Origin of the sequence: Rodentibacter pneumotropicus DSM 21403, from assembly GCF_000379905.1 — a bacterium.
GTDB classification, from domain to species: Bacteria; Pseudomonadota; Gammaproteobacteria; order Enterobacterales; family Pasteurellaceae; genus Rodentibacter; species Rodentibacter pneumotropicus.
The window spans coordinates 163,648-186,583 of sequence record NZ_KB904040.1; the positions used below are offsets into that span (position 1 = coordinate 163,648).

Sequence of the window (22,936 nt, forward strand, 5' to 3'; positions counted from 1 at the left end):
CCAAAAAATCACTATTGATTACAGTATTTTTATACCGCACAAAAAAATACAGTGAAAAATAACCGCACTTTTACCCATTTATCTGTTGATATGGCTTAACGACCATTCACCGTTCGACAAAATATTAAGCTGTTGTTGATGGAAAGCTTTCAATGTAGAACGATGTCCCACACTGATGAGCGTCATGGTCGGCAATTCATCTTTTAATAAACGATACATTGCATCTTCCAACCCTTCATCCATACTTGCCGAGGCTTCATCTAAAAAAGCGACTTTCGGTTTGTGTAACAATAAACGGGCAAAGGCTAAACGCTGTTGTTCGCCAAGAGAGAGGATACGTGTCCAATCTTGGGTTTGTCCCAAACGTTCGACTAAATGCCCGAGTTGCACTTTACGTAAGGTTTCCTCCGCCAAAGTGCGGTCAATTTCTTCCACATTTTTTGGATAGGCTAACGCTGTGAGTAGGCTACCTTGTGGTAAATAAGGTTTTTGTGAAAGAAAAAGTTGTTCTTGAGGACAATAAATTTTTCCTAAAGAATAAGACCAAAGCCCGGCAGCAGTGCGTAATAAGGTGGTTTTCCCGACACCGGAATTTCCTTGGATCAATAGGCTTGCTCCCTGTGGCAAAGTAAGATTGAGATCTTCAATAAGCGTTTGTCCGAAGGGGTTTTTGATACTTAAATGCTCGAAAACAACCTCATTTTCAGCGCTCTGAATTTCAGTTTGTGATTCTCTATTTGCCATATCAATAGCATAAGTAAAGCCGGTTAAACGGTTAAGCGTTGCTTTATAGCCGGCGAAACTATCATAAGTGTTACGGAAGAAGGATAGATTAGCATGTAGTTGACCGAACACTTGTACGGTTTGCATTAAATCACCGAGTTTGATTTGTTTTTCAAAATAGCGTCCGACCTGAATTAATAGGGGAAACACCGTGGAAGTTTGACTGACGACTACGTTGAAGCCTGAGAATTTTAGCATTCTAAATACCAGATCCCACATATTGGCAATAATTGCCCTAAACTGGCGATAAAGTAGGTTTTGTTCCACTTTTTCTCCAGCATAAAAGGCTATACTTTCCGCATATTCTTTAATACGAATGAGGGAATAACGATAGTTTGCGTTTAAACGTTCATTGGCAAAATTGAGTGCGATTAACGGGCGACCGAGTCGGAAGGCAATAAATGTGGTCAAGATGACGTAAGCAAAAACTAAATACACCATCATATGTGGAATGTTTACCCCAAATACCATCATCGGGCCTGCCAATCCCCATAATAAGATGGAGTAGGAAATAATAGACGTAACCGCATCAATGACACCGGTGCTTAATGACAGCGTAGTTTTCACATAAGATTGTATATCTTGTTGGATACGTTGATCCGGGTTATCCAAATTGGCGGACAAATATTGGGTTTTATAATAGGCACGGTTTGTCATCCATTTATTTGCCAACTCATCGTTTAGCCAAGTAATCCAATCAATCACAAAACGTTGTTCAATGTAATAGCTGACTAATAAATTTAGGAGTGCACTGGCGACAATGCCGCCAAATAAGCCCATTTGTTGCCAAAAAACCGGAATATTAAACTCTTGTAGAGATGTGTACGTATTATTGAACCATGTGGAATTTACCAAACTGATGCGAACACTCACCAAGGTAAAGGCGACAATCAATAGGAAAAACAACAAAGGCTTAATGCTACGTTTAGGTGAGAGATAACCACCGGCAAACATCCAGAATTGTTTTCCCCAGTGAGTAAAACGTACAAGCAAAAAAATTCCGGCGCTAAATACTACCGCAGTAATCGTAAGGGTTTTCAAAATCCACAGGAGCGAGGTTATCGCTTCTTGTCCGTAATCCATAAATGTATCCGTAAAAAAACAAAAGTGCGGTCATTTTAGGCGGAGTTCATGATTAAGCAAGAAAAATTGTGATGAAGTTATCATTTTTTGAGTTTCGTTAAAGTTTTCAAAAAATCAAGTTGTTATAATCCGTAATAGGTAAATTTAATATTTATGAGGTCATAATGAGTGAAATTGCAATTACAATTAGTCTCCTTGCCCTTGTCGCAGTTGTCGGTTTATGGATCGGGCATTGGAAGATTAAGGGCGTTGGTCTAGGGGTAGGCGGTGTATTATTTGGCGGCATTATTGTTGCACACTTTACGAATCAGTACGGCTTGCAGCTCAATGAACATACCTTGCATTTTGTGCAAGAATTCGGATTGATTTTGTTTGTTTATACCATTGGGATTCAAGTGGGGCCCGGTTTTTTTGCCTCTTTACGCCAATCCGGTTTAAAACTCAATGGACTCGCTATTTTAATTGTCATTATTGGCTCTATTTCCGTTCTTGTGTTACACAAAATGGCGGATGTGCCTTTAGACATTATTTTAGGAATTTATTCCGGTGCGGTCACCAATACTCCCTCTCTAGGGGCAGGACAACAAATTTTGAGTGAACTAGGGATGCCACAGGCTACCGCTACAATGGGGATTGCATATGCGATGGCATACCCTTTCGGAATTTGCGGAATTTTGCTGACGATGTGGCTCATTCGTTTGTTTTTTAGAATAAAAATTGATGAGGAAGCCCAACGTTTCAATAAGGAAAGCGGGCAAGATAAAGAGAGTTTGCATATCATTTCCGTGAAAGTAGCCAACCGTAATTTAGACGGGATCACATTAATTGAAATTCCGGGATTTGATGATGAAGAAGTGGTTTGCTCCCGTCTAATACGTGGAGAAAGCGTCATCGTACCAAAAACGGATACGGAAATTCATCTTGACGATATATTGCATCTGGTTGGTGACGAACAGGGTTTAAAAAAGATGCGTATTGTAATTGGCGATGAAGTAGATGTCCCCGTTATTTCCACGAGTGGGGAAATTCGGGCTGAGCGGGTCGTGGTGACAAATGAGAAAGTATTAGGTAAAAAAATTCGTACACTTCACATTCATCAAAAATATGGCGTAGTGATTTCCCGCCTAAATCGTACCGGCGTAGAATTGGTGCCAAGTGGGAATACTTCATTACAATTTGGTGATGTGCTACATATGGTTGGGCGTGCCGATGTGTTAAATCAAGCCATTTCGGTTATCGGCAATGCACAGCAAAAGCTCCAGCAGGTACAAATGTTACCCGTATTTATTGGTATCGGCTTGGGTGTTTTACTCGGTTCGGTTCCTTTTTATATCCCCGGTTTCCCCGTTGCCTTTAAACTCGGTTTGGCAGGAGGGCCGCTCGTCGTGGCATTGATTCTTGCCCGAATCGGTAGCATAGGCAAACTTTATTGGTTTATGCCGCCCAGCGCGAACCTTGCCTTACGTGAAATCGGCATTGTGCTTTTCCTCGCCGTTGTAGGGTTGAAATCCGGCGGCAGTTTTATGGATACCTTGATAAACGGTGCCGGACTTGAATGGATGGGCTATGGGATAATTATCACATTCGTTCCATTAATGATAGTCGGGATGATTGCACGCTTATATAGCAAACTTAATTATCTCAGTATTTGCGGGCTACTTGCCGGCTCAATGACAGATCCTCCAGCCCTTGCTTTCGCGAATGAAATAAAAGAGGACAATGGTGCTGCCTCACTTTCTTATGCCACCGTTTATCCGTTAGTGATGTTCTTAAGGATTATCTCTCCGCAGTTATTGGCAGTATTACTCTGGGTTGCTTAGACCAAGGGCATTTTATCGGACATTGCGGCAAAATTGCCCTCCCCCTAATAAAAAGGGTTGCCTCTTTTGGAAGCAACCCTTTTTAATTGGCAAAAGTGCGGTCATTTTTGATGCTGTTTTTATTTCACTAAACCGCCGCTAGCCTGGAGATCCGCATGATAAGAGGAACGAACAAATGGACCGCAAGCAGCATGTTCAAAGCCCATCGCATTAGCTTTGTCACGGAATTCATCAAATTCTGTAGGGGGCACATAGCGTGCGACCGGCAGATGGTGACGACTTGGCTGTAAATACTGCCCCAAAGTAAGCATTGTCACGCCGTTATTACGTAGATCTTGCATCACCTCTAAAATTTCTTCGTTCGTTTCACCCAGCCCCACCATTAAACCTGATTTTGTCGGAACATTCGGAAACATTTCCTTAAATTCACGAAGTAGTTTGAGCGACCATTCATAATCAGCCCCCGGACGAATTTCCTTATATAAACGCGGTACATTTTCTAAATTGTGGTTAAACACATCAGGCGGATTATCTTTTAATTTTTCTAATGCTTGGGAAATACGACCGCGAAAATCAGGCACTAAAATTTCAATTTTAATTCCCGGATTCAACGCACGCACTTCTTTTACACATTCTGCAAAATGCCCCGCGCCACGATCGGGGAGGTCATCCCGATCCACAGAGGTGATCACCACATATTTCAATTGCATATCTTGAATCGTTTCAGCAAGTTTACGTGGTTCTTCAGGATCGGGAGGCAAAGGTTTTCCGTGAGCAACATCACAGAAGGGACAACGACGGGTACAAATAGCACCTAAAATCATAAAGGTTGCCGTACCATGATTAAAACATTCGTGTAAATTCGGACAAGAGGCCTCTTCACAGACGGAATGCAAGCCGTGACGACGCATTCCATTTTTGATACTGTTAATTTTTACTGAACTCGCCGGAAGTTTGATTTTCATCCATTCCGGTTTTTTCAGTAATTCTTGGTTTGGATCGATATTTTTAACGGGAATAATGGAGGTTTTTGCAGCATCACGATATTTGACACCACGTTCCATTTTAAATGGCGTTGACATGATTTTTTCCTAAGAAAAATGCCTAGAATAGGCATTTTATTGTAAATGTTAAATATTCGTTACATTATAGCCCAAAAGTTCGGCAAAGTGTTTAATTAATTTGGGCGAAACATTATCTAACGTCGCTTCTTTTTTCTCTATAAAATCGGCAAGTTGACACATTTCTAAACCAGCGTAACCACAAGGATTAATATAATGGAAAGGGTTCAAATCCATATCGACATTGAAGGCTAATCCATGGAACGAACAACCCTTGCGGATACGCAATCCCAATGAACAGATTTTTTTCCCCTCAATATAGACACCCGGTGCATCCGGTTTTGGGTAACCCACAATGGCGTAATCCGAGAGAGTTTTTACAACAGATTGCTCAAGAGCAGTCACTAACTGACGCACATTTAAATTTTGATGACGGCGAATATCAATCAATACGTACATCACCAGCTGACCGGGTCCATGATAAGTAATTTGTCCGCCACGATCAGATTGCACAACTGGAATATCGCTACTTTGTAGCAAGTGTTCAGGCTTGCCTGCTTGTCCTTGTGTAAACACAGGGGGGTGTTCAACCAACCAGATTTCATCAATTGTGTCGGCTTTACGATTATCCGTAAAATCCTGCATCTTATGCCAGGTTTCTTGATAATCTTGTAAACCCAGTTGGCGTACGATAAGGGGTAATTTAGCCATATTAAATAACCATTTTCACGCCTTCGACTTTAGCGAGTTCTTTATAGAGGGTTTCCACTTGCTCAAAGTTTTGTGCAATGACATCAATAGAAACGGAATTATAGGTACCTTTACTGCTACGTTTTTCTCTGGGAATATAATCCCCAGGGATATATTTTTGTACGACGGCAATTAAATCCTGTGCTAAATCTTCTCGATTTATGCCGGCTACTTTAAATGTCATTGCAGCAGGAAATTCCATTAATTCTTTCAGTTTTTCGTAATCTTGTTCTGTTGCCATAATTGTTCTCTACTTTGAGTGAGATAAAGGGCAGATGTTAAATCTGCCCGGTTCTGAGATAATCAATACCCTTGTAAAATGGGGAAGTGCGGTTAAAATTCAAGGTGTTTTAGAAAAGACTTTTTATGGTTAAAACTAACCAATCCCAAGCATTTCCAAAAAATCCCCCCTCTTTGACTTCTTGCATCGCTTGTAAATTGACCACTGCTACATCTTTTCCATCAAGTTGATAAATCACTTTTCCGACAACTTGACCTTTCGCCAAAGGGGCTTGTAAGTATTTGTCATCTAATTCGTAACGTGCTTTTAATTCAGATTGTTTCCCTTTTGGTATGGTAATAAAACTATCTTGTAATACACCAAGTTTCACACTACCTTCATCACCATAATAGACCGGTTGTTCGGAAATCTCTTTATTTGCCTCAAGAGTTTTTAAGGTTTCAAAATTTGTAAAGCCCCATTGCAGTAATTTCTTACTTTCAACCTCACGACCTTTGTAAGTAGGTACGCCCATGACAACGGAAATCAAGCGCATATTGCTTGGATTGGTTGCCGATGCCACAAGATTGTATCCTGCTTGGCTGGTGTGACCGGTTTTCATTCCGTCCACATTCATGGTTTTATCCCACAACAAACCATTACGGTTAGGTTGTTTAATTTTGTTAAAAGTGAACTCTTTTTCTGCATAAATTTTATATTCTTCCGGCGTATCACGAATAATATGTGCACCGATAATCGCCATATCCCGTGCCGAAGAGTATTGGTTTGGATCATCTAAACCATGTGGGGTGGTGAAATGAGTGTTTTTTAAACCAAGTTGTTGGGCGTATTTATTCATGGTATCCACAAAGTTTAATACGGTGCCTGATGTATGCTCCGCCAGTGCTACACTGGCATCATTTCCGGAAACAATAATCACCCCTTTATTTAAATCTTGCACCGATACTTGCTGATTTAGATTCAAGAACATTTTTGAAGAATCAGGGAAGTTACGTCCCCAAGCACTTTCACCAATGGTGACCATATCGGTATTGTGAATTTTTCCTTGTTTTAAAGCTTGACCTACAACATAGCTTGTCATCATTTTGGTTAATGATGCGGGATATTGGCGTTGATCTGGATTTAATGCGGCGAGTACTGCACCGGAATGGTAATCCATTAAAACATAGGTTTGTGCGTTCACTTCCGGTAGCGTAATACCGTATTGCATATCCTCTTGCGCGATAGCTGCGGAAGAAACGGCAAGAATACCTGAAAGAAGAACGATTTTAGTGAATTTAGCACTTTGCTTTAACATAGCGTTTCCTTAATAAAATCTTAATTTTTATGAGTATAAACGATTAACGGACTTTCACCGGCGATTTTTTGTAATTTTGCTTTTAACTGTGTTGTGACTTGTTTATCTTTTAAAGGACCAAAATGAATTTCATACCCGCCATTGCGATGATTGACCACCACATCAACATTATTAAGCGCAAGGCGTGTAATCATATCATTAGCGTACTTTTCACTAGGAAGATTTAACATTTTTAACGTGTATTGCTCTTTAAATGTTTTTGATTCCTTGGAGAGTTTTTTTCTTTTGCCTTTTTCTATATTAACAAGACGTTGGAAAGCCGCTTCGGTTTTTGCATATTTAGCAAGCGTTTTAACTCCCGCACCCGAAATATTACCATTTGCCGCCACATGTAATGCCTCAACTTTAACCTGCCCCACGCCACGTGCAATTAAACCGATTTCTCTCGCTGCAGCATAAGAAAGATCAATAATACGATCACGACTAAAAGGACCGCGATCATTAATACGTACAATCGTTTTCTTATTATTACGTAAATTAGTGACTAACGCATAAGAATTGAGTGGCAAAGTTTTATGTGCTGCCGTGTAGAGATTCGCATTATAAGGTTCCCCACTAGAAGTTCGGCGACCTTGAAATTTACGATGGTAATAACTTGCGATTCCACTTTTTGAATATTCTTTGGCACTATTCGTGCCATGAGTCGTATAGGTTTTCCCATTCACCGTATAGCTTTTCGGTGAGTTAACTGACGTTGTACGGCTCAGACTTGCACCTTTAATCCCATATTGTTTCTGGGAATCATTTTGCGCTTGAGCCGGTAAAATAATTAAAGCCGCTATCACCATAAGTGCGGTCGATTTTACAAGCGTTTTGAATTTCATAACATGAATTTTCCAATAAACAAAGTTGTATGTAAGAAAACTAAAACGCCGATTAGTTCCCATTTATAAATCTTGTGCGATGGGTGTGGATTGACATGATTAAGCCAAAACTCGCCATAATCGCCACATAAGAAGTTCCGCCATAACTAAATAATGGCAATGGAACGCCTACTACCGGCAAAATACCGCTTACCATACCAATATTGACGAATAAATACACGAAAAAAATTAACGTCGTCGCCCCCGCTAAAATACGCCCAAAAGAGGTTTGTGCATTAACGGCAATCATTAAACCACGAACAATGATAAACATATAAATCGCAATTAAAATGCCAAACCCAACCATACCATGTTCTTCACTCATCACAGCAAAAATAAAGTCGGTATGGGGTTCAGGCAGAAATTCAAGCTGGGATTGCGTGCCTTGCATCCAACCTTTTCCCCAAATTCCTCCTGAACCGATGGCAATTTTAGATTGCAGAATATGATACCCTGCCCCGAGCGGATCTTTTTCAGGATCAAGTAGGGTCAGAACCCGCGTACGCTGATAATCGTGCATTAGATAAAGCCACATAATTGGAATAAATCCCGCCAACCCTACAACAGCGACGAGAATCAACCACCAATTCATCCCTGCGAGAAAAACCACGAACAAACCAGAGGCACTCACTAGAATTGATGTACCGAGATCAGGTTGAATCGCCACCAACAAAGTAGGCACTATAATCATCGCAATAGCGATAAAGGTTTCACTTAATTTTGGTGGAAGTGGGCGATTCCCCAAATAAACCGCCACCATCAAAGGTACTGCCAGCTTCACGATCTCTGAGGGTTGAAAACGAATAAAACCGAGATCCAACCAACGTTGTGCGCCTTTACTGGTTGCGCCTATCGCATCTACCAAAATCAGCAATATCAAACCGACCAAATAAAGATAGGGCGCGATCCGTTGATAAAATCTAGGCGGAAGTTGAGCCATCACTAACATTACCGTAAAACCAAGGAATACCTGAATAATACGATTTCTAAACATGGTTTCACTACCGCCCGAAGCACTATAAAGTACTAACATTCCATAACCGGTGATAGCGATTAACCCCAGTAATAACCAAAAATCCAAATGTAACGGCTTCCATAAACGAAGCCAAAGTGGTGTTTTTTCTTCCATTATTCCGCTCCGTTTTCCGTTGATGAGCCATTATTAACTGCTTGAGGCTTATCTGCATTTTCTTTTCGTTCGATTTCCGGTAAACGTTTATTTAAATAATAATCCATAATTTTACGCACAACCGGAGCGGCATTACTCGAACCGCCCCCGGCATTTTCTAAAATAATTGCCACCACCATTCGTGGGTTTTCATAAGGTGCATAAGCGGTAAACCAAGCATGATCGTGTAGTTCTTTTTTCAAGCCTGCCGCATTATATTTTTGATTTTCTTTTAAACTGAATACTTGTGCCGTACCGGATTTTCCGGCGACATGATAATTCGTGCCAGCAAAAGCCTTTCTTCCCGTTCCCGCGCCGGAATTCACTACATTAAACATTCCCCGCTTTGCCGCATCCCAATAAGCTTGTTTCGGTTCAGTAATATCCTCATAAAGTCTCGGATCTTGATAAGGCTCGACTGTCGCACCCTCAATAGATTTCATTAAGTGGGGGGTGTTTACCTTGCCGTTATTGACTAAAACGGCTGTCGCTTTTGCCACCTGTAACGGAGTGGATGTCCAATACCCTTGTCCAATCCCCACTGAAATCGTATCTCCCTGTACCCACTGACGTTTATAGCGTTTTTGCTTCCATTCCCGAGTCGGCATATTTGCCGAGGCTTCTTCATTAATTTCAATCCCTGTCGGCACACCAAAACCAAAACGTTTCATCCACGAAGATAAACGATCAATGCCTAAATTATAAGCGACTTGATAAAAATAAGTATCGGAAGATTCGGTAATCGCTTTGTTCAAATCGGTGTAGCCATGCCCTGATTTTTTCCAGTCACGAAAACGTTTTGTCGTATTTGGTAACATCCAATACCCCGGATCAAAAATCGTTGTGTTTTGATTAATCACATTTTCCGTTTGTGCTGCCACGGCAATAAATGGTTTTACCGTTGAAGCCGGTGGATAAATACCTTGGGTTGCACGGCTATAAAGCGGGCGGGCGGGGTCTTCCAACAAGGCCTTATAATTGGCACTGGAAATGCCGTCCACAAATAAATTGTTGTCATAACTTGGTGTAGAAACCATTGCCAACACGCTGCTATCCTTAGGATCAAGTACAACTACCGCCCCTTTTTGTCCATCAAGTAAATCTGTAATATAACGTTGAAGAACAAGATCGATGGTAAGATGCACACTTTTACCTGCAACGGCAGGTTGTTCACGCAATTTACGGATCACTTTTCCACGGTTATTAATTTCTACCTCTTCAAAGCCCGTTGTACCGTGTAATTGATCTTCGTAATAACGTTCAATTCCCAATTTTCCCATATCATGAGAACCTGCATAATTGGCGAATCTTTCGTCTTTTTTAAGTTTTTCAACATCTTTATCATTGATCTTGCCCACATAACCAAGAATATGTGCCATCATATCGCCATATAAATAATTACGCTTAAAATAAGGGCGGACCTCAAGGCTGGGAAATTGATATTGGTTTACAGCAAAACGGGCTATTTGTTCCTCCGTTAAATTAGGTTTGAGCATAACGGACGTATAACGTGTACCACGGCGACGCTCTTTTTTGAAATTCTCAATATCTTCATCGGTTAAACCGATAATATAACGAAGTTCCTCAAAAGTGCGGTCTAAATTTTCAGTTTTTTCCGGCACAATATATAAGCCGAAAAAAGTCAGATTTTCAGCGAGCAATTCACCGTAGCGATCGTAAATTAATCCACGGGTTGGCGGGACAGGCAAGAGTTTGATTCGATTGCCATTAGAACGTGTTTGATAAGTATCAAAATTGACCACTTGGAGATTATAAATATTGGTAAATAACACCCCGGTGAGCGCCAGAATACCAATAAATGCCACCAGTGTTCGGCGTGCAAAAAGATTCCGTTCCGCTTTTTTATCACGAATCGGTTCATGTGTCGGGACGGCGAAAAATCTCTTTAAATTCATCTAAAATTGACCGCACTTTTACTCACGATGGTAAGGATGATTGGTTGTCAGCGACCACGCTCGATATAAACTTTCCGCCACCACAATACGCACTAACGGATGAGGTAACGTGAGAGGTGAAAGCGACCAACTCTGCTCTGCTGCAGATTTACATTCCGCTGAAAGCCCTTCCGGTCCGCCAATTAATAAACAAACATCCCGCCCATCATTTTTCCACACTTCCAACTGTTCTGCGAGTTGCGGTGTTGTCCAAGGTTTACCGGGAATATCAAGGGTAACGATTTTGCTTTTTCCACAAGCTGCCAACATTGCTTTTCCCTCTTGCTCTAAAATACGTTTAATATCCGCATTTTTCCCCCGCTTTCCTGCCGGAATTTCAATTAATTCAAAGGGCATTTCTTTAGGAAAACGGCGTTGGTATTCTTCAAATCCGCTAATAACCCAAGTCGGCATTTTTGTCCCCACTGCAATTAATGTGATTTTCACGAGTATTCCTTTTTATCAAGCAAGACGAAATCTAACGGGAAAATAACCGCACTTTACGCCCACAGTTTCTCTAATTGATACATCTCACGTGCATCACGTTGCATAATATGAACGATGGTTTGACCAAGATCCACCACTATCCAATCTGCCGTATTTTTACCTTCTTCACCAAAGGTTTCAACCCCGGCTTTCTTACATTCTGCGATTAAATTATCTGCCATCGCAGAGACTTGTCGGCTCGAAGTTCCAGTACAAATTACCATATTTTCCGTAATGGAAGATTTTCCACGCACATCAAAATGTACAATATCCGTGCCTTTCAAATCGTCCAATTTATCCATTACAAATTCAACTAATGTCATTATTTTTCCTTACTTACAAAAACGTGAAATTCTACCATTGAATAAGAGGAAGGACTAGGCAAAGGGAAGAAAAAGTCGGATAAAAATAAAATCACATAAAAAATAACCGCACTTTAAAAGTGCGGTTAAAAATGGACTGATGTTTTGAGGTAAGAAAATTAAATCGCCCAACCGCCGGCGTAGAAGGCGACCAATACAATGGCAATAATTACCGTACCAAGATTTAGACGTTTTACGTCACCGCTCACAATACGACCAATCACTAATGCAGCAAAACCAAGCATAATGCCAGTAACAATATTAGCGGTGAGTACAATGAATACCGCACAAATTAACCCGCTCATTGCTCCGACAAAATCATCAAAATCCAATTTGCTCACATTGCTTAGCATTAATAATCCCACATACATTAATGCCGGAGCGGTTGCATACCCCGGTACTAAAAATGCAAGAGGTTGAAAGAAAAGCATAAATAAAAACAATATTCCCACTACAACGGCAGTAATCCCTGTTTTACCTCCTGCTGCGGTACCGGCTGCCGATTCAATATAGACTGCTGCGGGAGCTGTACCAAATAGTCCTGAAAATAAACTACTGACGGAATCAGAGGTTAGGGCTTTACCGCCATTAATGATCTGCCCGTCTTTATCCAATAAATTCGCTTGTCCTGCAACGGCACGGATTGTACCTGTCGCGTCAAAGACTGCGGTCATTACTAAAGCAAAAACCACAGGTAAAATAGCCGGCTGCAACGCACCTTGTAAATCTAATTGTAAGAATAACGAGTTTTCACCGAAAGTTGGCATTTTGAAGACTTCGCCGTTAAATTTTACATTTGGATCAAAAATGAGACCAATAATTGTAATGGCAATGATCACCCATAAAATCCCGCCTTTTACTTGCATTTTTTCTAAGCCAACGATAAATGCTAAACCAATTAATGACATCATGACAGGGAATGAGGTGAAATCGCCCAATTTCACCGGTAAACCGGCTTGATTACTCACCACTAATCCTACGCCGTTTGCGGCAATTAAAAGCAAGAATAAACCTATCCCGATTCCTGCACCATGAGCAATACTGGAAGGAAGATTGCGTAAAATCCAAGCTCGAATACCCGTTGCAGAAATGAGGGTAAAGACAACCCCCATTAGGAATACCGCACCTAACGCAACGGGAATAGAAACCCCCTGACCAATGACCAAGCTAAAGGCGGTAAATGCCGTAAGGGAAATCGCACAACCAATCGCCATTGGTGCATTTGCCCATAAACCGATTAAAATTGACCCTAAACCTGCTACCAAGCAAGTGGCAATAAATACGGATTCGGCAGGGAAACCGGCAGCACCGAGCATATTAGGTACGACAATTACAGAATACACCATTGCAAGAAATGTGGTTAAACCCGCAATAATTTCTTGGCGAACGCTTGAACCCCGTTCTTGCAATTCAAAGATTTTTTCGAAATTAGACATATTGCCTCTAAGATAAGTCAGAATGAAAAGGGCATATTTTACCGAAACAATATAAGATGTAAACGTTTGCGTGAGTAAAGTGCGGTCGTTTTTGGAATGAAAATTTAGAGCGACAAAATTATGTAAAAACTGCTATACTCTCGCCGTTTTTTAACTCAATCAAAATAAGGAAAGACAATGGCTGATTTTAATCAAATCTTAACTCCGGGTGATGTTGATGCTGGGATTATCAACGTTGTAAATGAAATTCCAGAAGGTAGCTGCCACAAAATCGAATGGAACCGTAAAGTCGCAGCATTCCAATTAGACCGAGTTGAACCGGCAATTTTTGCAAAACCGACAAATTATGGCTTTATTCCACAAACATTAGATGAAGATGGTGATGAACTGGATGTGTTATTACTAACCCGCCAACCGCTTGCAACCGGCGTATTCCTTGAAGCTAAAGTGATTGGCGTAATGAAATTCGTAGATGATGGCGAAGTGGACGATAAAATTGTCTGTGTACCGGCAGATGATCGCGACACTGGCAATGCTTACAACAGCCTTGCAGATGTGCCGGCTCAATTAATCAAACAAATTGAATTTCATTTCAACAACTACAAAGCATTGAAAAAACCGGGTAGCACAAAAGTGACTCACTGGGGTGATGTCGAAGAAGCAAAAGAAGTGATTCGTGAATCAATCAAACGTTGGAACGAGCGTTAATTTTTAATATTTATAGCGAGAACTGAATCCAAAAGATTATTGGAATCAATCCTCTTAATATTTGAAGTGAGGGCAGCTTATAGGCTGCCCCTTCTTTATGGTTCTTAATACATACCTTCCCGATCTTCACGAGTGCTGATATAAATATTTTTTACTTGAGTATAAGCATCAAGCATCATTTTATGGGTTTCACGACCGATACCGGATTGTTTATATCCCCCGAATGGTGCGCCTGCCGGCAAGCGGTTATAACAGTTTACCCAAACCCGACCTGTTTCAAGTGCACGAGAAACACGTAAACAACGGTTGATATTTTGACTCCAGATACCGCCACCTAAACCATATTCGCTGTCATTTGCCATTTTAATGACCTCTTCTTCGGTTTTAAATTTGATGACGGTAGCAACAGGGCCAAAAATTTCCTCCTGTGCAATTTGAGCTTGATTATTCGGTGCTTCAATTAATGTCGGGGCTAAAAATTCTCCCTTATCCAAACCTGTCTCCTGCAAGCGTTTTCCGCCTGTAATGATGCGACAACCTTCTTGCTCTCCAATTTTGACATATTTCAGGATAGTTTCTAATTGACCGGCATTAACCTGCGCGCCCATTTGAGTATCATCTTCCCAAGGCAAACCAACTTTGACTTTTTGAAATTCTTCGACGAGTGCCGCCACGAATTTATCATAAATGCCCTCTTGAACAAAAATTCTAGAACCGGCACAACAGACTTGACCTTGATTGAATAAAATGCCTTTTTGTGCCCCTTCTAATGCTTTATCAAACGGCATATCATCAAAGAAAATATTGGCTGATTTACCGCCTAACTCAAGGGTTGCAGGAATGAGCATCTCCGCTGCTGCCACGGCAACATTACGCCCAATAGCTGTTGAACCGGTAAAGGCTAATTTGTTAAATCCTTTGTGATGCAACATATATTCTCCGGATTTACTGCCTCGTCCGGTAATCACATTCAGTACACCTTTCGGTAACAAATGATTAATTTTTTGAGCGAGAGATAATAAACTCAATGAAGTCGTACTAGACGGATGAATGACGATCGTACAACCGGCAGCTAATGCAGGGGCGATTTTCCATGCAGCCATTAAAAATGGAAAATTCCACGGAATAATTTGTCCCACAACACCAATAGGTTCACGCAGCACCACGGATAAATCTTCGCTATCTAGTTGATTTGCCGTCCCTTCTTCCGAACGAATCACACCGGCAAAATAACGGAAATGATCCGCCGCTAATGGAATATCCGCCGCCCTCGTTTCTCGAATCGGTTTGCCATTATCTAAAGTTTCTTGTAAGGCGAATAATTCTGCATTTTCATCAATCACATCAGCAATTTTATTTAATATCGCCGCCCGTTCGGTCACGGTTGTATGTCGCCAAGTTTTGAACGCTTGTTGTGCTGCCTCAACGGCAGCATCAACATCTGCATCCGTGGCATCAACAAATTTCGCAAGTTCTTCCCCGTTTGCAGGATTATGAGAAACAAGTAGTGCACCACTCATTTTCCATTCACCGTTAATTAATAAACCATACTCTTGATCAAAAACATTGAGATTTTTTGCCATATGCTGCTCCTTTGATTGTCATTGTTACCAGTTTATTTTCAACTCTTTTGTTGAGTTGAAAATATTACCGATATACACCGATAAAATTGAATAAAACAGTTAAATTACAATACTATTCAGCCCAATATTTTTTCTTTGAAGTTTGTCCGATACCGGGATTGAAACTATTAGTTGGATCCAATTTTTTATAGAATTTGTGTAATTCCGGTTTTGCTTCATACAAATGGCCAACATTGTGTTCCGCAGGATATTGAGCGCCTCGTTGATCCAGTAATTTCAACATTTTGTGTTCTAATTTTACGCAATCATAACCTTTCTTAACGATATAATCCTGATGGAATACGTGGCACATAAAGTGTCCGTAATAAAGTTTATGGCTAATTTGTTCGTCTATTTCCTCAGGTAATCTCTCGAACCATTCTTTATCATTACGACGTAATGCAACATCAAGCGCGACAATATCTTCAACTTCTTTCTCGTGAATCGCACGATAGCGTACTGCTGCGGAAGCGACTGCAAAACGATGGAGCATTGCTGCCTGTGTTTCTATCGCATTACATTCAAAATATCCCCCCTTTTTATGCCCACTAAAATAGTCTTTCAAGAATATACGGGCTTCATTCACACCTTTCCCGCCCATTTTTATAATTAAATGATGTTCATAGCGATCCCGATACTGCCATAAACTCTTTGGTAAATGTTCCGGTAATATTTTGGAAATTAATTGTAAAAATTTATCGCTTAAATGATGTGGTAAAAATGACACTTTTTTACTTAAGCGATCCACATTCGCTTTTAAGGAAAATAACTTAGGTAACCAATGGGTACCAAATTTTTTAATCACCCAAAACGTATCTTTTCCATAGCGGGCGGCAATATCAAACGCATCTCGATGAATGTATTCACCGGAAATCGGCAACTGTTCAAAATGTGCTAACATTTGACGGCGAATATCGTTAAGCACATCGGTTTGGTTAGTGCCGATGTAGAAAACAGCGGTTTCACTTTCTAATGGGAATGTATCTAAACGCACCGCAAAAACCGCCAATTTACCCGCACTACCGGAGGCTTCATAGTGACGGGCAGAATCAGCATTAAAACGAGCCGGAGAGTTTTCATCAATTTGGCGAACATGATTGCAATAACTGTGATCATGTCCTTTTCCAAAATCTTGCAAGATATCTTTTTGCTGATAATGATGACCTTGCAAATTAATTAAAATTTCTTCCGGTGTACTACCTAAATCAATGCCAAGATGATTTTTAAGTTCTAATTCACCTTGTTCATTTAACTGAGCATAAAGTGCCATTTCAGTATAAGCAGGACCGCGTTGAACCAATGCGCCGCCGGAGTTATTACAAATTCCCCCGATGACAGAAGCACCAATACAAGAAGAACCGATCACCGAATGAGGTTCACGCCCATAAGGTTTCAATTTATTTTCTAATTCATTTAAGGTAGAGCCCGGTAAGCAAACGACCTGAGAAGCATTATTAATCAATTGAATTCCATCAATTCTCATTGCATTGATAATGACAATTTCACGATCATAATCATTGCCGTTCGGCGTTGAGCCACCGGTTAATCCCGTGTTTGCAGCTTGGTTAATCATAATGACATCCTGTTCTACGCATATTTTTAGGACTTGCCAGAATTCAAGTAAGGTTGCAGGTTTAACAACTGCAACGGCATTTCCTGAACCGAAACGGTATCCGCTACGATAAGATTCTGTTTTTGAAGGATCGGTAATGATGTATTGCTTACCAACAATTTTTGTAAGTTGAGAAATAAGTTGATTCATAGAAATTTGTAATGCGTATGTTAAAAAGTCGTTTCTATTTTATATACTCCAATAAAAAATTATGCCAGTACAAAAAAATAGTTCTGTGACAAAGATCACATAAAAGTGCGGTTAAAATAGATCCGTTTTTTGAGATGAAATAGTGCTATAATCAGTGCCAGTTACAAGTCTATGAAAAGGAGTCGAAGATGGGTATTTTAGTCACCGGTGGTGCCGGATATATCGGTTCACATACGGTTGTCGAATTATTAAATGCAGGCAAAGAGGTTGTGGTATTAGACAATCTTTGTAATTCATCACCTAAATCCCTTGAGCGTGTCAAACAAATCACAGGTAAATCGGTTAAGTTTTATGAGGGCGATATTTTAGATCGTGTATTACTGCAAAAAATCTTTGCCGAAAACAACGTTCATTCTGTGATTCACTTCGCAGGATTAAAGGCAGTGGGTGAAAGCGTGCAAAAACCGGCAGAATATTATATGAACAATGTTGCCGGTACGATTGTATTGTTGCAAGAAATGAAAAAAGCGAAGGTATGGAATTTTGTCTTTAGTTCTTCTGCGACCGTATATGGCGATCCCAAAATCATTCCAATTACCGAAGATTGCGAAGTGGGCGGCACAACTAATCCTTACGGCACATCAAAATATATGGTTGAACAGATTTTACGTGATGTGGCAAAAGCCGAACCCCAATTTAGTATGACGATTTTACGCTATTTTAATCCGGTGGGGGCACATTCAAGCGGTTTGATTGGTGAAGATCCAAACGGAATTCCGAATAATTTATTGCCTTATATTAGCCAAGTGGCGATCGGTAAACTTGCACAACTTTCTGTTTTCGGTAGCGATTACAACACTCACGATGGCACGGGCGTGCGTGATTACATACACGTAGTAGATTTAGCCATTGGACATTTAAAAGCCCTTCAGCGTCACGAAGGGGATGCCGGTTTACACATTTACAATCTTGGCACCGGGCAAGGTTATTCCGTATTGGATATGGTGAACGCCTTTGAAAAAGCCAACAATATTAAAATTTCTTATAAATTGGCGGATCGCCGTCCTGGTGATATTGCTACTTGTTACTCGGATCCGAGTCTAGCCGCAAAAGAATTAGGCTGGACAGCCGAACGTGATCTGGAGCAAATGATGAAAGATACGTGGAATTGGCAGAAAAATAATCCGCAAGGATACAAAGATTAAGTTTTCCGAAACATATCACTTTATGGTGGCACAGGGTAAAAACTCGTGCCATTAAAACATCATTAAAATTGACCGCACTTTATATGCCAAATAGACCAAATTCCCTTTCTTCCCAAATTTTCACACGTAAGATGTTGATTTGCGTGTTCACCGGTTTCAGCTCCGGTTTGCCTTTATTTGTCCTATTACAAATGTTACCGGTTTGGTTAACAGATAAGCAGCTTTCTGTGGAATTAATCGGGGCAGTGACCGGAGTCATGTTGCCTTATGGCTTAAAATTTTTATGGGCGCCCTTATTAGATCGCTATTTCCCCAGTTTTTTAGGCCGCCGCCGAAGTTGGCTTCTTATCTCACAAATTATTTTACTCATTTTACTTTATGTTATTAGCCTTTTTGATCCTCTCTCACAGTTAAGTATTGTTGCCAATATTGCGTTATTAATTGCATTTTTTTCCGCGACACAGGATATCGTACTCGATGCTTATCGCCGTGAAATTTTAAGTGATCACGAACTTGGCTTAGGCAATACCATTCATATCAATGCTTATCGTATTGCGGGTCTAATTCCCGGTGGGCTTTCCCTTTATCTCGCCATGATTTACCCATGGGAAACGGTATTTTTATGGACCGCACTTTGTATGTTGGCAGGTATTTTTATGACCTTATTTCTCGCTAAAGAACCGAAGATTGATACGCCACAAGACAATCAGCCTTTTTATCAAGCCTTTTGGATCCCCTTACAAGAATTTTTCCAACGTAAAGGCGTAACACAAGCGATAGGTTTTTTACTGTTTCTGTTCCTATATAAATTTGGTGATTCTTTTGCTACAACACTCCAAACTAAATTTATCTACGATATGGGATTCAGCAAAGAAGACATTGCTCTTGTGGTGAAAAGTACCTCTCTTTGGGCAAGCATTTTATCCGGACTTGCCGGCGGAGTGATGATGTTAAAACTGGGAATTAACCGAGCATTATGGTTATTCGGTTTTGTGCAAATAGTGACCATTGGCGGTTTTATTTGGTTGGCAAATTTTGGTCATTTTGACAACATCACCTCTACCGAATTATGGCGATTAGGTATTGTTATTGCGGCGGAATATATTGGTGTGGGGCTAGGCACTGCGGCTTTTGTTGCCTTTATGGCACGAGAAACAAACCCACTTTATACCGCCACTCAACTTGCACTTTTTACCAGCCTTTCGGCATTGCCAAGTAAAGGGTTAGGAATGCTTTCAGGCTATGTTGTGGGGGCGATAGGCTATTACGATTATTTTTGGCTATGCTTGCTTTTAGCGGTTCCGGGCATGATTTGTTTGTTTTGGGTCGCACCTTGGAACGAGAAAAAATCCGTATAGTGAAAAAGTGCGGTAAAAAATATAAAAAATTTGACCGCACTTCGCTTTATCAGTATCTTACCCAAGTTTATTTACATTGATTGATTTAATTGGAGATTTCCTATGAAAATTATTCTTTTAGGCGCACCGGGCGCAGGAAAAGGAACACAAGCACAATTTATTATGAAAAAATTCGGTATTCCTCAAATTTCAACCGGTGATATGTTCCGTGCAGCAATTAAAGCGGGCACTGAACTTGGTAAGCAGGCTAAAGCGTTAATGGATGAAGGAAAATTAGTACCGGATGAATTAACTGTGGCATTAGTGAAAGATCGCATTGCCCAACCGGATTGTGCAAACGGTTTCTTGTTAGACGGTTTCCCGCGTACGATTCCACAAGCGGATGCTTTAAAAGAATCAGGTGTGAAAATTGATTATGTGTTAGAGTTTGATGTGCCTGATGAAGTGATTGTCGAACGTATGAGCGGTCGTCGCGTTCATCAAGCGTCAGGGCGTTCTTACCATGTTGTTTACAATCCGCCGAAAGTAGAAGGCAAAGATGATATTACCGGTGAAGATCTCATTATCCGTGCCGATGATAAACCGGAAACCGTGTTAGATCGTTTAGCGGTTTATCACAAACAAACTCAACCGTTAGTAGATTACTATCAAGCTGAGGCGAAAGCGGGCAACACGCAATATTTCCGCTTAGACGGCACACAAAAAGTGGAAGCCGTAAGCCAAGAATTAGATAAAATCTTAGGTTAAAACCCATTAAAATTTGACCGCACTTTAACGAAGTGCGGTCATTTTCTCGCTTGTTTTCAATATTGAATTGGGGAAAATATGAGTAAAAGAAAAACGATCACTTTAACCCTTGCTGCGATACTTGTTATCATTGGTGCAGGTGCACAAATTTATACCAATCATAAAGTGGATCAGGTATTGCAAAAATTCCCTTATTCTTTAGATAACCAAGCGATATTAAAGATTACCGAAAGCAATAAAAACTTTTTTAGCCGTGATTTAGTATTCAGCGTAACAGATAATGGTGAACAGGATGCTGAGATTATTTTCACCAAATTAACAACGCTACCTTTCTTTATTACGGCGGAATCCAAATTTTCTGATCAGCTTGTTAGAAAACTAAATAAAGATTTAAATATTACGATTGATAAAAATACAATTAATAGTAAATTTTCACCGGTAGGCGATTATTTACAATCTAATATTTTGACGGAATTTCGAGATTTTGCCAATAAACCGCAACAGATGGCAATTTCATTAAATTTCTTGAACGATCGGGATATTGAATTAAAAGGTAATTTGACCGGTTTCAACTATGATAATGAGAGCAAATTAAATCAGGTAGAAGGTAAAGTTTATTTTACTTCATCAACCGAAAATAAATATGATTTAACCAATATTGAGTTAACCGCAGAAAATGCCGAATTGGCATTATTGAATGGTGAAAACACACGTTTACAACTAAAAAATACCACCTATAAATTTAATAAAAACAAAGAGAATAATACAGAAAAACGTGATTTAACCACAAAGCTAAGTAGTGATATTTTACGTATTTCTAATAAAAACCGTACCACAGAAGAAAGCCAAACAACATTTGGGGGTTTAAATATCAGTTTGAATCAACAAGGCGTCCCAAGTGCGGTCAATTTTTATAATGAATTTAAAAAACTTAGTACGGGCGATCAAAATATTAGAAATGGGGTGGATTTATTAATCGCTATATTGACTAAAAATGATTATTTTGACAGTAAAGTTTCTGTTATTTCAGTTAATGCACCGAAAAAGCAAAAACCTTATTTTAATTTACAAAATGGCAATATAGCATTGAAATTAGATAATACGGATCTCACTAAAAACAACGCCAATTTTGAACTCTTAGTGGGGAGTGTTAAACAAACACCGGAAGATAATGCCCAAAAATGGGATGCTAAAGACGGAAAACTTAGTGTTCAATTAAAAGACTATAATATTGCAAATGAGTTGAGTCTTATTCCGTTCTTTTTGGAAACGCTTACTGTAAAGTCTCCGCCATCTAAAGATAATAAAGATTTCCTTCATTTAAAAGACAAATGGGTGAGAGAGTTTAGGGAAAATTCGAACATTGATTTTTCACTGCATAGTTTAAATCTATTTGAAAATAAAATAACTGCTCTTACATTTAATAATAAATCTAGGTCAGAAAGTGATCAATATAATACAAGTTTTACACTAAATACAAAAAAAATTAGTGTACCGGAACAAAGTATGCAAATTGAGGATTTGTCGATTTCAATTCCACTAAAACTTAATGCCCCTCGTTCGTATTGGTCTTCAGCATTTTGTTTAGGAGCTTATGAGACGCTTTGTCAGACTTATTTAACAACAGCGACACAAGAAAAATATTTGAATAACGCATGGTCGGATCTAAATTTTATTTTAGATCATACCAATGTTACCTTTAATCTCAACACATCGCCCGAAACGAAAGCCTATCCGGTAAAATTTGAAGCCAATGGTATGATGGCTAAAGCACCGAAAGATGCGAAATCATCTCAGGGTTGGTCTTTCCTAGATAGAATAGAAGGTCTATTAAGGATTTCCTTTGATAAAAGGTTAGTTGAAATTCAGGATGAGAAAACAAGTAAGATTAAAGAACTAAGTTCATTCTGGAGTATGATTCAAAGTAAAATTAAACCATATGATACTATTCTTCCTGCTTTTGTAGCAGAAGGTGAGAATTATGTGGCTAAGTTTGAAAAAAATGACAATGGCTATTTCATTAACGGCAAATCTTTTAAGGAAATAGAAGAAAGTTCATCAGAGAAATAATAAAAAATGCCCACGGACGGTATGGTGGGTATTTTTTTATCATTAATGAAAAACACACCAAAATCTGACCGCACTTTATCCTTTACAAATAGTGAAATA

Annotated in this window: 19 protein-coding genes; 6 read left to right on the plus strand and 13 right to left on the minus strand. The window is 39.8% G+C overall.

Annotated elements, in window-relative coordinates:
* Positions 1–78: 78 nt before the first annotated feature.
* A complete protein-coding gene (locus A3GE_RS0100870) occupies positions 79–1,866 on the minus strand; it encodes an ABC transporter ATP-binding protein/permease (protein ID WP_018355397.1) in 1,788 nt (595 codons plus the stop codon).
* Positions 1,867–2,030: 164 nt separating this feature from the next.
* Between A3GE_RS0100870 and A3GE_RS0100875 the strand changes: the two genes are divergently transcribed.
* Positions 2,031–3,686 carry a putative transporter gene (locus A3GE_RS0100875; RefSeq protein ID WP_018355398.1) on the plus strand — a complete coding sequence of 552 codons (1,656 nt, stop codon included), beginning with the start codon at positions 2,031–2,033 and terminating at the stop codon, positions 3,684–3,686.
* A 119-nt stretch (positions 3,687–3,805) separates the two neighbouring features.
* Here the strand turns inward: A3GE_RS0100875 and lipA are convergent, their stop codons facing one another.
* The 10 genes from lipA to A3GE_RS0100925 form a co-directional block, all read right to left on the minus strand.
* On the minus strand, positions 3,806–4,768 hold the full coding sequence (lipA, locus tag A3GE_RS0100880) for a lipoyl synthase (RefSeq protein ID WP_018355399.1): 963 nt from the start codon (positions 4,766–4,768) through the stop codon (positions 3,806–3,808).
* A 48-nt stretch (positions 4,769–4,816) separates the two neighbouring features.
* A complete protein-coding gene (gene lipB / locus A3GE_RS0100885; protein ID WP_018355400.1) occupies positions 4,817–5,458 on the minus strand; it encodes a lipoyl(octanoyl) transferase LipB in 642 nt (213 codons plus the stop codon).
* 1 nt (position 5,459) lies between these two features.
* Positions 5,460–5,738 carry a DUF493 family protein YbeD gene (gene ybeD / locus A3GE_RS0100890; RefSeq protein ID WP_018355401.1) on the minus strand — a complete coding sequence of 93 codons (279 nt, stop codon included), beginning with the start codon at positions 5,736–5,738 and terminating at the stop codon, positions 5,460–5,462.
* A gap of 109 nt (positions 5,739–5,847) precedes the next feature.
* Positions 5,848–7,035: a serine hydrolase gene (locus A3GE_RS0100895; protein ID WP_018355402.1), complete on the minus strand. Its 1,188-nt coding sequence runs from the start codon at positions 7,033–7,035 to the stop codon at positions 5,848–5,850.
* 20 nt (positions 7,036–7,055) lie between these two features.
* Positions 7,056–7,919, minus strand: a complete 864-nt coding sequence (locus A3GE_RS0100900) for a septal ring lytic transglycosylase RlpA family protein (RefSeq protein WP_018355403.1) — start codon at positions 7,917–7,919, stop codon at positions 7,056–7,058.
* A 52-nt stretch (positions 7,920–7,971) separates the two neighbouring features.
* On the minus strand, positions 7,972–9,087 hold the full coding sequence (gene rodA / locus A3GE_RS0100905) for a rod shape-determining protein RodA (protein WP_018355404.1): 1,116 nt from the start codon (positions 9,085–9,087) through the stop codon (positions 7,972–7,974).
* Positions 9,087–11,042 (minus strand): penicillin-binding protein 2, encoded by a 1,956-nt coding sequence (gene mrdA, locus A3GE_RS0100910; protein WP_018355405.1) that lies wholly within the window; start codon positions 11,040–11,042, stop codon positions 9,087–9,089. The genes rodA and mrdA overlap by 1 nt, the downstream gene beginning before the upstream one ends.
* An 18-nt stretch (positions 11,043–11,060) precedes the next feature.
* Entirely contained in the window at positions 11,061–11,528 is a 468-nt protein-coding gene (gene rlmH, locus A3GE_RS0100915) for a 23S rRNA (pseudouridine(1915)-N(3))-methyltransferase RlmH (protein WP_018355406.1), read from the minus strand.
* Positions 11,529–11,581: 53 nt separating this feature from the next.
* On the minus strand, positions 11,582–11,890 hold the full coding sequence (gene rsfS, locus A3GE_RS0100920) for a ribosome silencing factor (protein ID WP_018355407.1): 309 nt from the start codon (positions 11,888–11,890) through the stop codon (positions 11,582–11,584).
* A 158-nt stretch (positions 11,891–12,048) separates the two neighbouring features.
* Positions 12,049–13,365: an NCS2 family permease gene (locus tag A3GE_RS0100925; protein ID WP_018355408.1), complete on the minus strand. Its 1,317-nt coding sequence runs from the start codon at positions 13,363–13,365 to the stop codon at positions 12,049–12,051.
* A gap of 177 nt (positions 13,366–13,542) precedes the next feature.
* On the opposite strand from A3GE_RS0100925, the gene A3GE_RS0100930 reads away from it, so the two are divergent.
* Positions 13,543–14,073, plus strand: a complete 531-nt coding sequence (locus A3GE_RS0100930; RefSeq protein ID WP_005695476.1) for an inorganic diphosphatase — start codon at positions 13,543–13,545, stop codon at positions 14,071–14,073.
* Positions 14,074–14,177: 104 nt separating this feature from the next.
* On the opposite strand, the gene A3GE_RS0100935 is transcribed toward A3GE_RS0100930, so the two are convergent.
* Both A3GE_RS0100935 and dld read right to left on the minus strand, forming a co-directional pair.
* The gene (locus A3GE_RS0100935) at positions 14,178–15,656 is read right to left on the minus strand and encodes an aldehyde dehydrogenase family protein (protein ID WP_018355409.1); all 1,479 of its coding nucleotides are present in this window, start codon (positions 15,654–15,656) and stop codon (positions 14,178–14,180) included.
* A gap of 112 nt (positions 15,657–15,768) precedes the next feature.
* A complete protein-coding gene (dld, locus tag A3GE_RS0100940) occupies positions 15,769–17,463 on the minus strand; it encodes a D-lactate dehydrogenase (protein WP_026215335.1) in 1,695 nt (564 codons plus the stop codon).
* A 182-nt stretch (positions 17,464–17,645) separates the two neighbouring features.
* Here dld and galE point away from each other — a divergent pair, with 182 nt between their 5' ends.
* The 4 genes from galE (at position 17,646) to A3GE_RS10900 (ending at position 22,837) form a co-directional block, all read left to right on the plus strand.
* Entirely contained in the window at positions 17,646–18,662 is a 1,017-nt protein-coding gene (gene galE, locus A3GE_RS0100945) for a UDP-glucose 4-epimerase GalE (RefSeq protein WP_018355411.1), read from the plus strand.
* Between the two features lie 83 nt (positions 18,663–18,745).
* The gene (locus tag A3GE_RS0100950; RefSeq protein ID WP_033259596.1) at positions 18,746–20,020 is read left to right on the plus strand and encodes an MFS transporter; all 1,275 of its coding nucleotides are present in this window, start codon (positions 18,746–18,748) and stop codon (positions 20,018–20,020) included.
* 102 nt (positions 20,021–20,122) lie between these two features.
* The gene (gene adk / locus A3GE_RS0100955) at positions 20,123–20,767 is read left to right on the plus strand and encodes an adenylate kinase (protein ID WP_018355413.1); all 645 of its coding nucleotides are present in this window, start codon (positions 20,123–20,125) and stop codon (positions 20,765–20,767) included.
* Positions 20,768–20,845: 78 nt separating this feature from the next.
* The gene (locus A3GE_RS10900) at positions 20,846–22,837 is read left to right on the plus strand and encodes a synaptonemal complex protein 1 (RefSeq protein WP_018355414.1); all 1,992 of its coding nucleotides are present in this window, start codon (positions 20,846–20,848) and stop codon (positions 22,835–22,837) included.
* The last annotated feature ends 99 nt before the right edge of the window (positions 22,838–22,936 follow it).

Excerpts from the sequence above, each read along its gene's own strand:
- galE (WP_018355411.1), top strand. The coding sequence starts at position 17,646 with ATGGGTATTTTAGTCACCGGTGGTGCCGGATATATCGGTTCACATACG.
- lipB (WP_018355400.1), bottom strand. The coding sequence starts at position 5,458 with ATGGCTAAATTACCCCTTATCGTACGCCAACTGGGTTTACAAGATTAT.
- ybeD (WP_018355401.1), bottom strand. The coding sequence starts at position 5,738 with ATGGCAACAGAACAAGATTACGAAAAACTGAAAGAATTAATGGAATTT.
- A3GE_RS0100950 (WP_033259596.1), top strand. The coding sequence starts at position 18,746 with ATGCCAAATAGACCAAATTCCCTTTCTTCCCAAATTTTCACACGTAAG.
- A3GE_RS10900 (WP_018355414.1), top strand. The coding sequence starts at position 20,846 with ATGAGTAAAAGAAAAACGATCACTTTAACCCTTGCTGCGATACTTGTT.
- rsfS (WP_018355407.1), bottom strand. The coding sequence starts at position 11,890 with ATGACATTAGTTGAATTTGTAATGGATAAATTGGACGATTTGAAAGGC.
- mrdA (WP_018355405.1), bottom strand. The coding sequence starts at position 11,042 with ATGAATTTAAAGAGATTTTTCGCCGTCCCGACACATGAACCGATTCGT.
- A3GE_RS0100900 (WP_018355403.1), bottom strand. The coding sequence starts at position 7,919 with ATGAAATTCAAAACGCTTGTAAAATCGACCGCACTTATGGTGATAGCG.
- A3GE_RS0100925 (WP_018355408.1), bottom strand. The coding sequence starts at position 13,365 with ATGTCTAATTTCGAAAAAATCTTTGAATTGCAAGAACGGGGTTCAAGC.
- A3GE_RS0100870 (WP_018355397.1), bottom strand. The coding sequence starts at position 1,866 with ATGGATTACGGACAAGAAGCGATAACCTCGCTCCTGTGGATTTTGAAA.
- A3GE_RS0100935 (WP_018355409.1), bottom strand. The coding sequence starts at position 15,656 with ATGGCAAAAAATCTCAATGTTTTTGATCAAGAGTATGGTTTATTAATT.
- rodA (WP_018355404.1), bottom strand. The coding sequence starts at position 9,087 with ATGGAAGAAAAAACACCACTTTGGCTTCGTTTATGGAAGCCGTTACAT.
- lipA (WP_018355399.1), bottom strand. The coding sequence starts at position 4,768 with ATGTCAACGCCATTTAAAATGGAACGTGGTGTCAAATATCGTGATGCT.
- A3GE_RS0100875 (WP_018355398.1), top strand. The coding sequence starts at position 2,031 with ATGAGTGAAATTGCAATTACAATTAGTCTCCTTGCCCTTGTCGCAGTT.
- adk (WP_018355413.1), top strand. The coding sequence starts at position 20,123 with ATGAAAATTATTCTTTTAGGCGCACCGGGCGCAGGAAAAGGAACACAA.
- A3GE_RS0100930 (WP_005695476.1), top strand. The coding sequence starts at position 13,543 with ATGGCTGATTTTAATCAAATCTTAACTCCGGGTGATGTTGATGCTGGG.
- A3GE_RS0100895 (WP_018355402.1), bottom strand. The coding sequence starts at position 7,035 with ATGTTAAAGCAAAGTGCTAAATTCACTAAAATCGTTCTTCTTTCAGGT.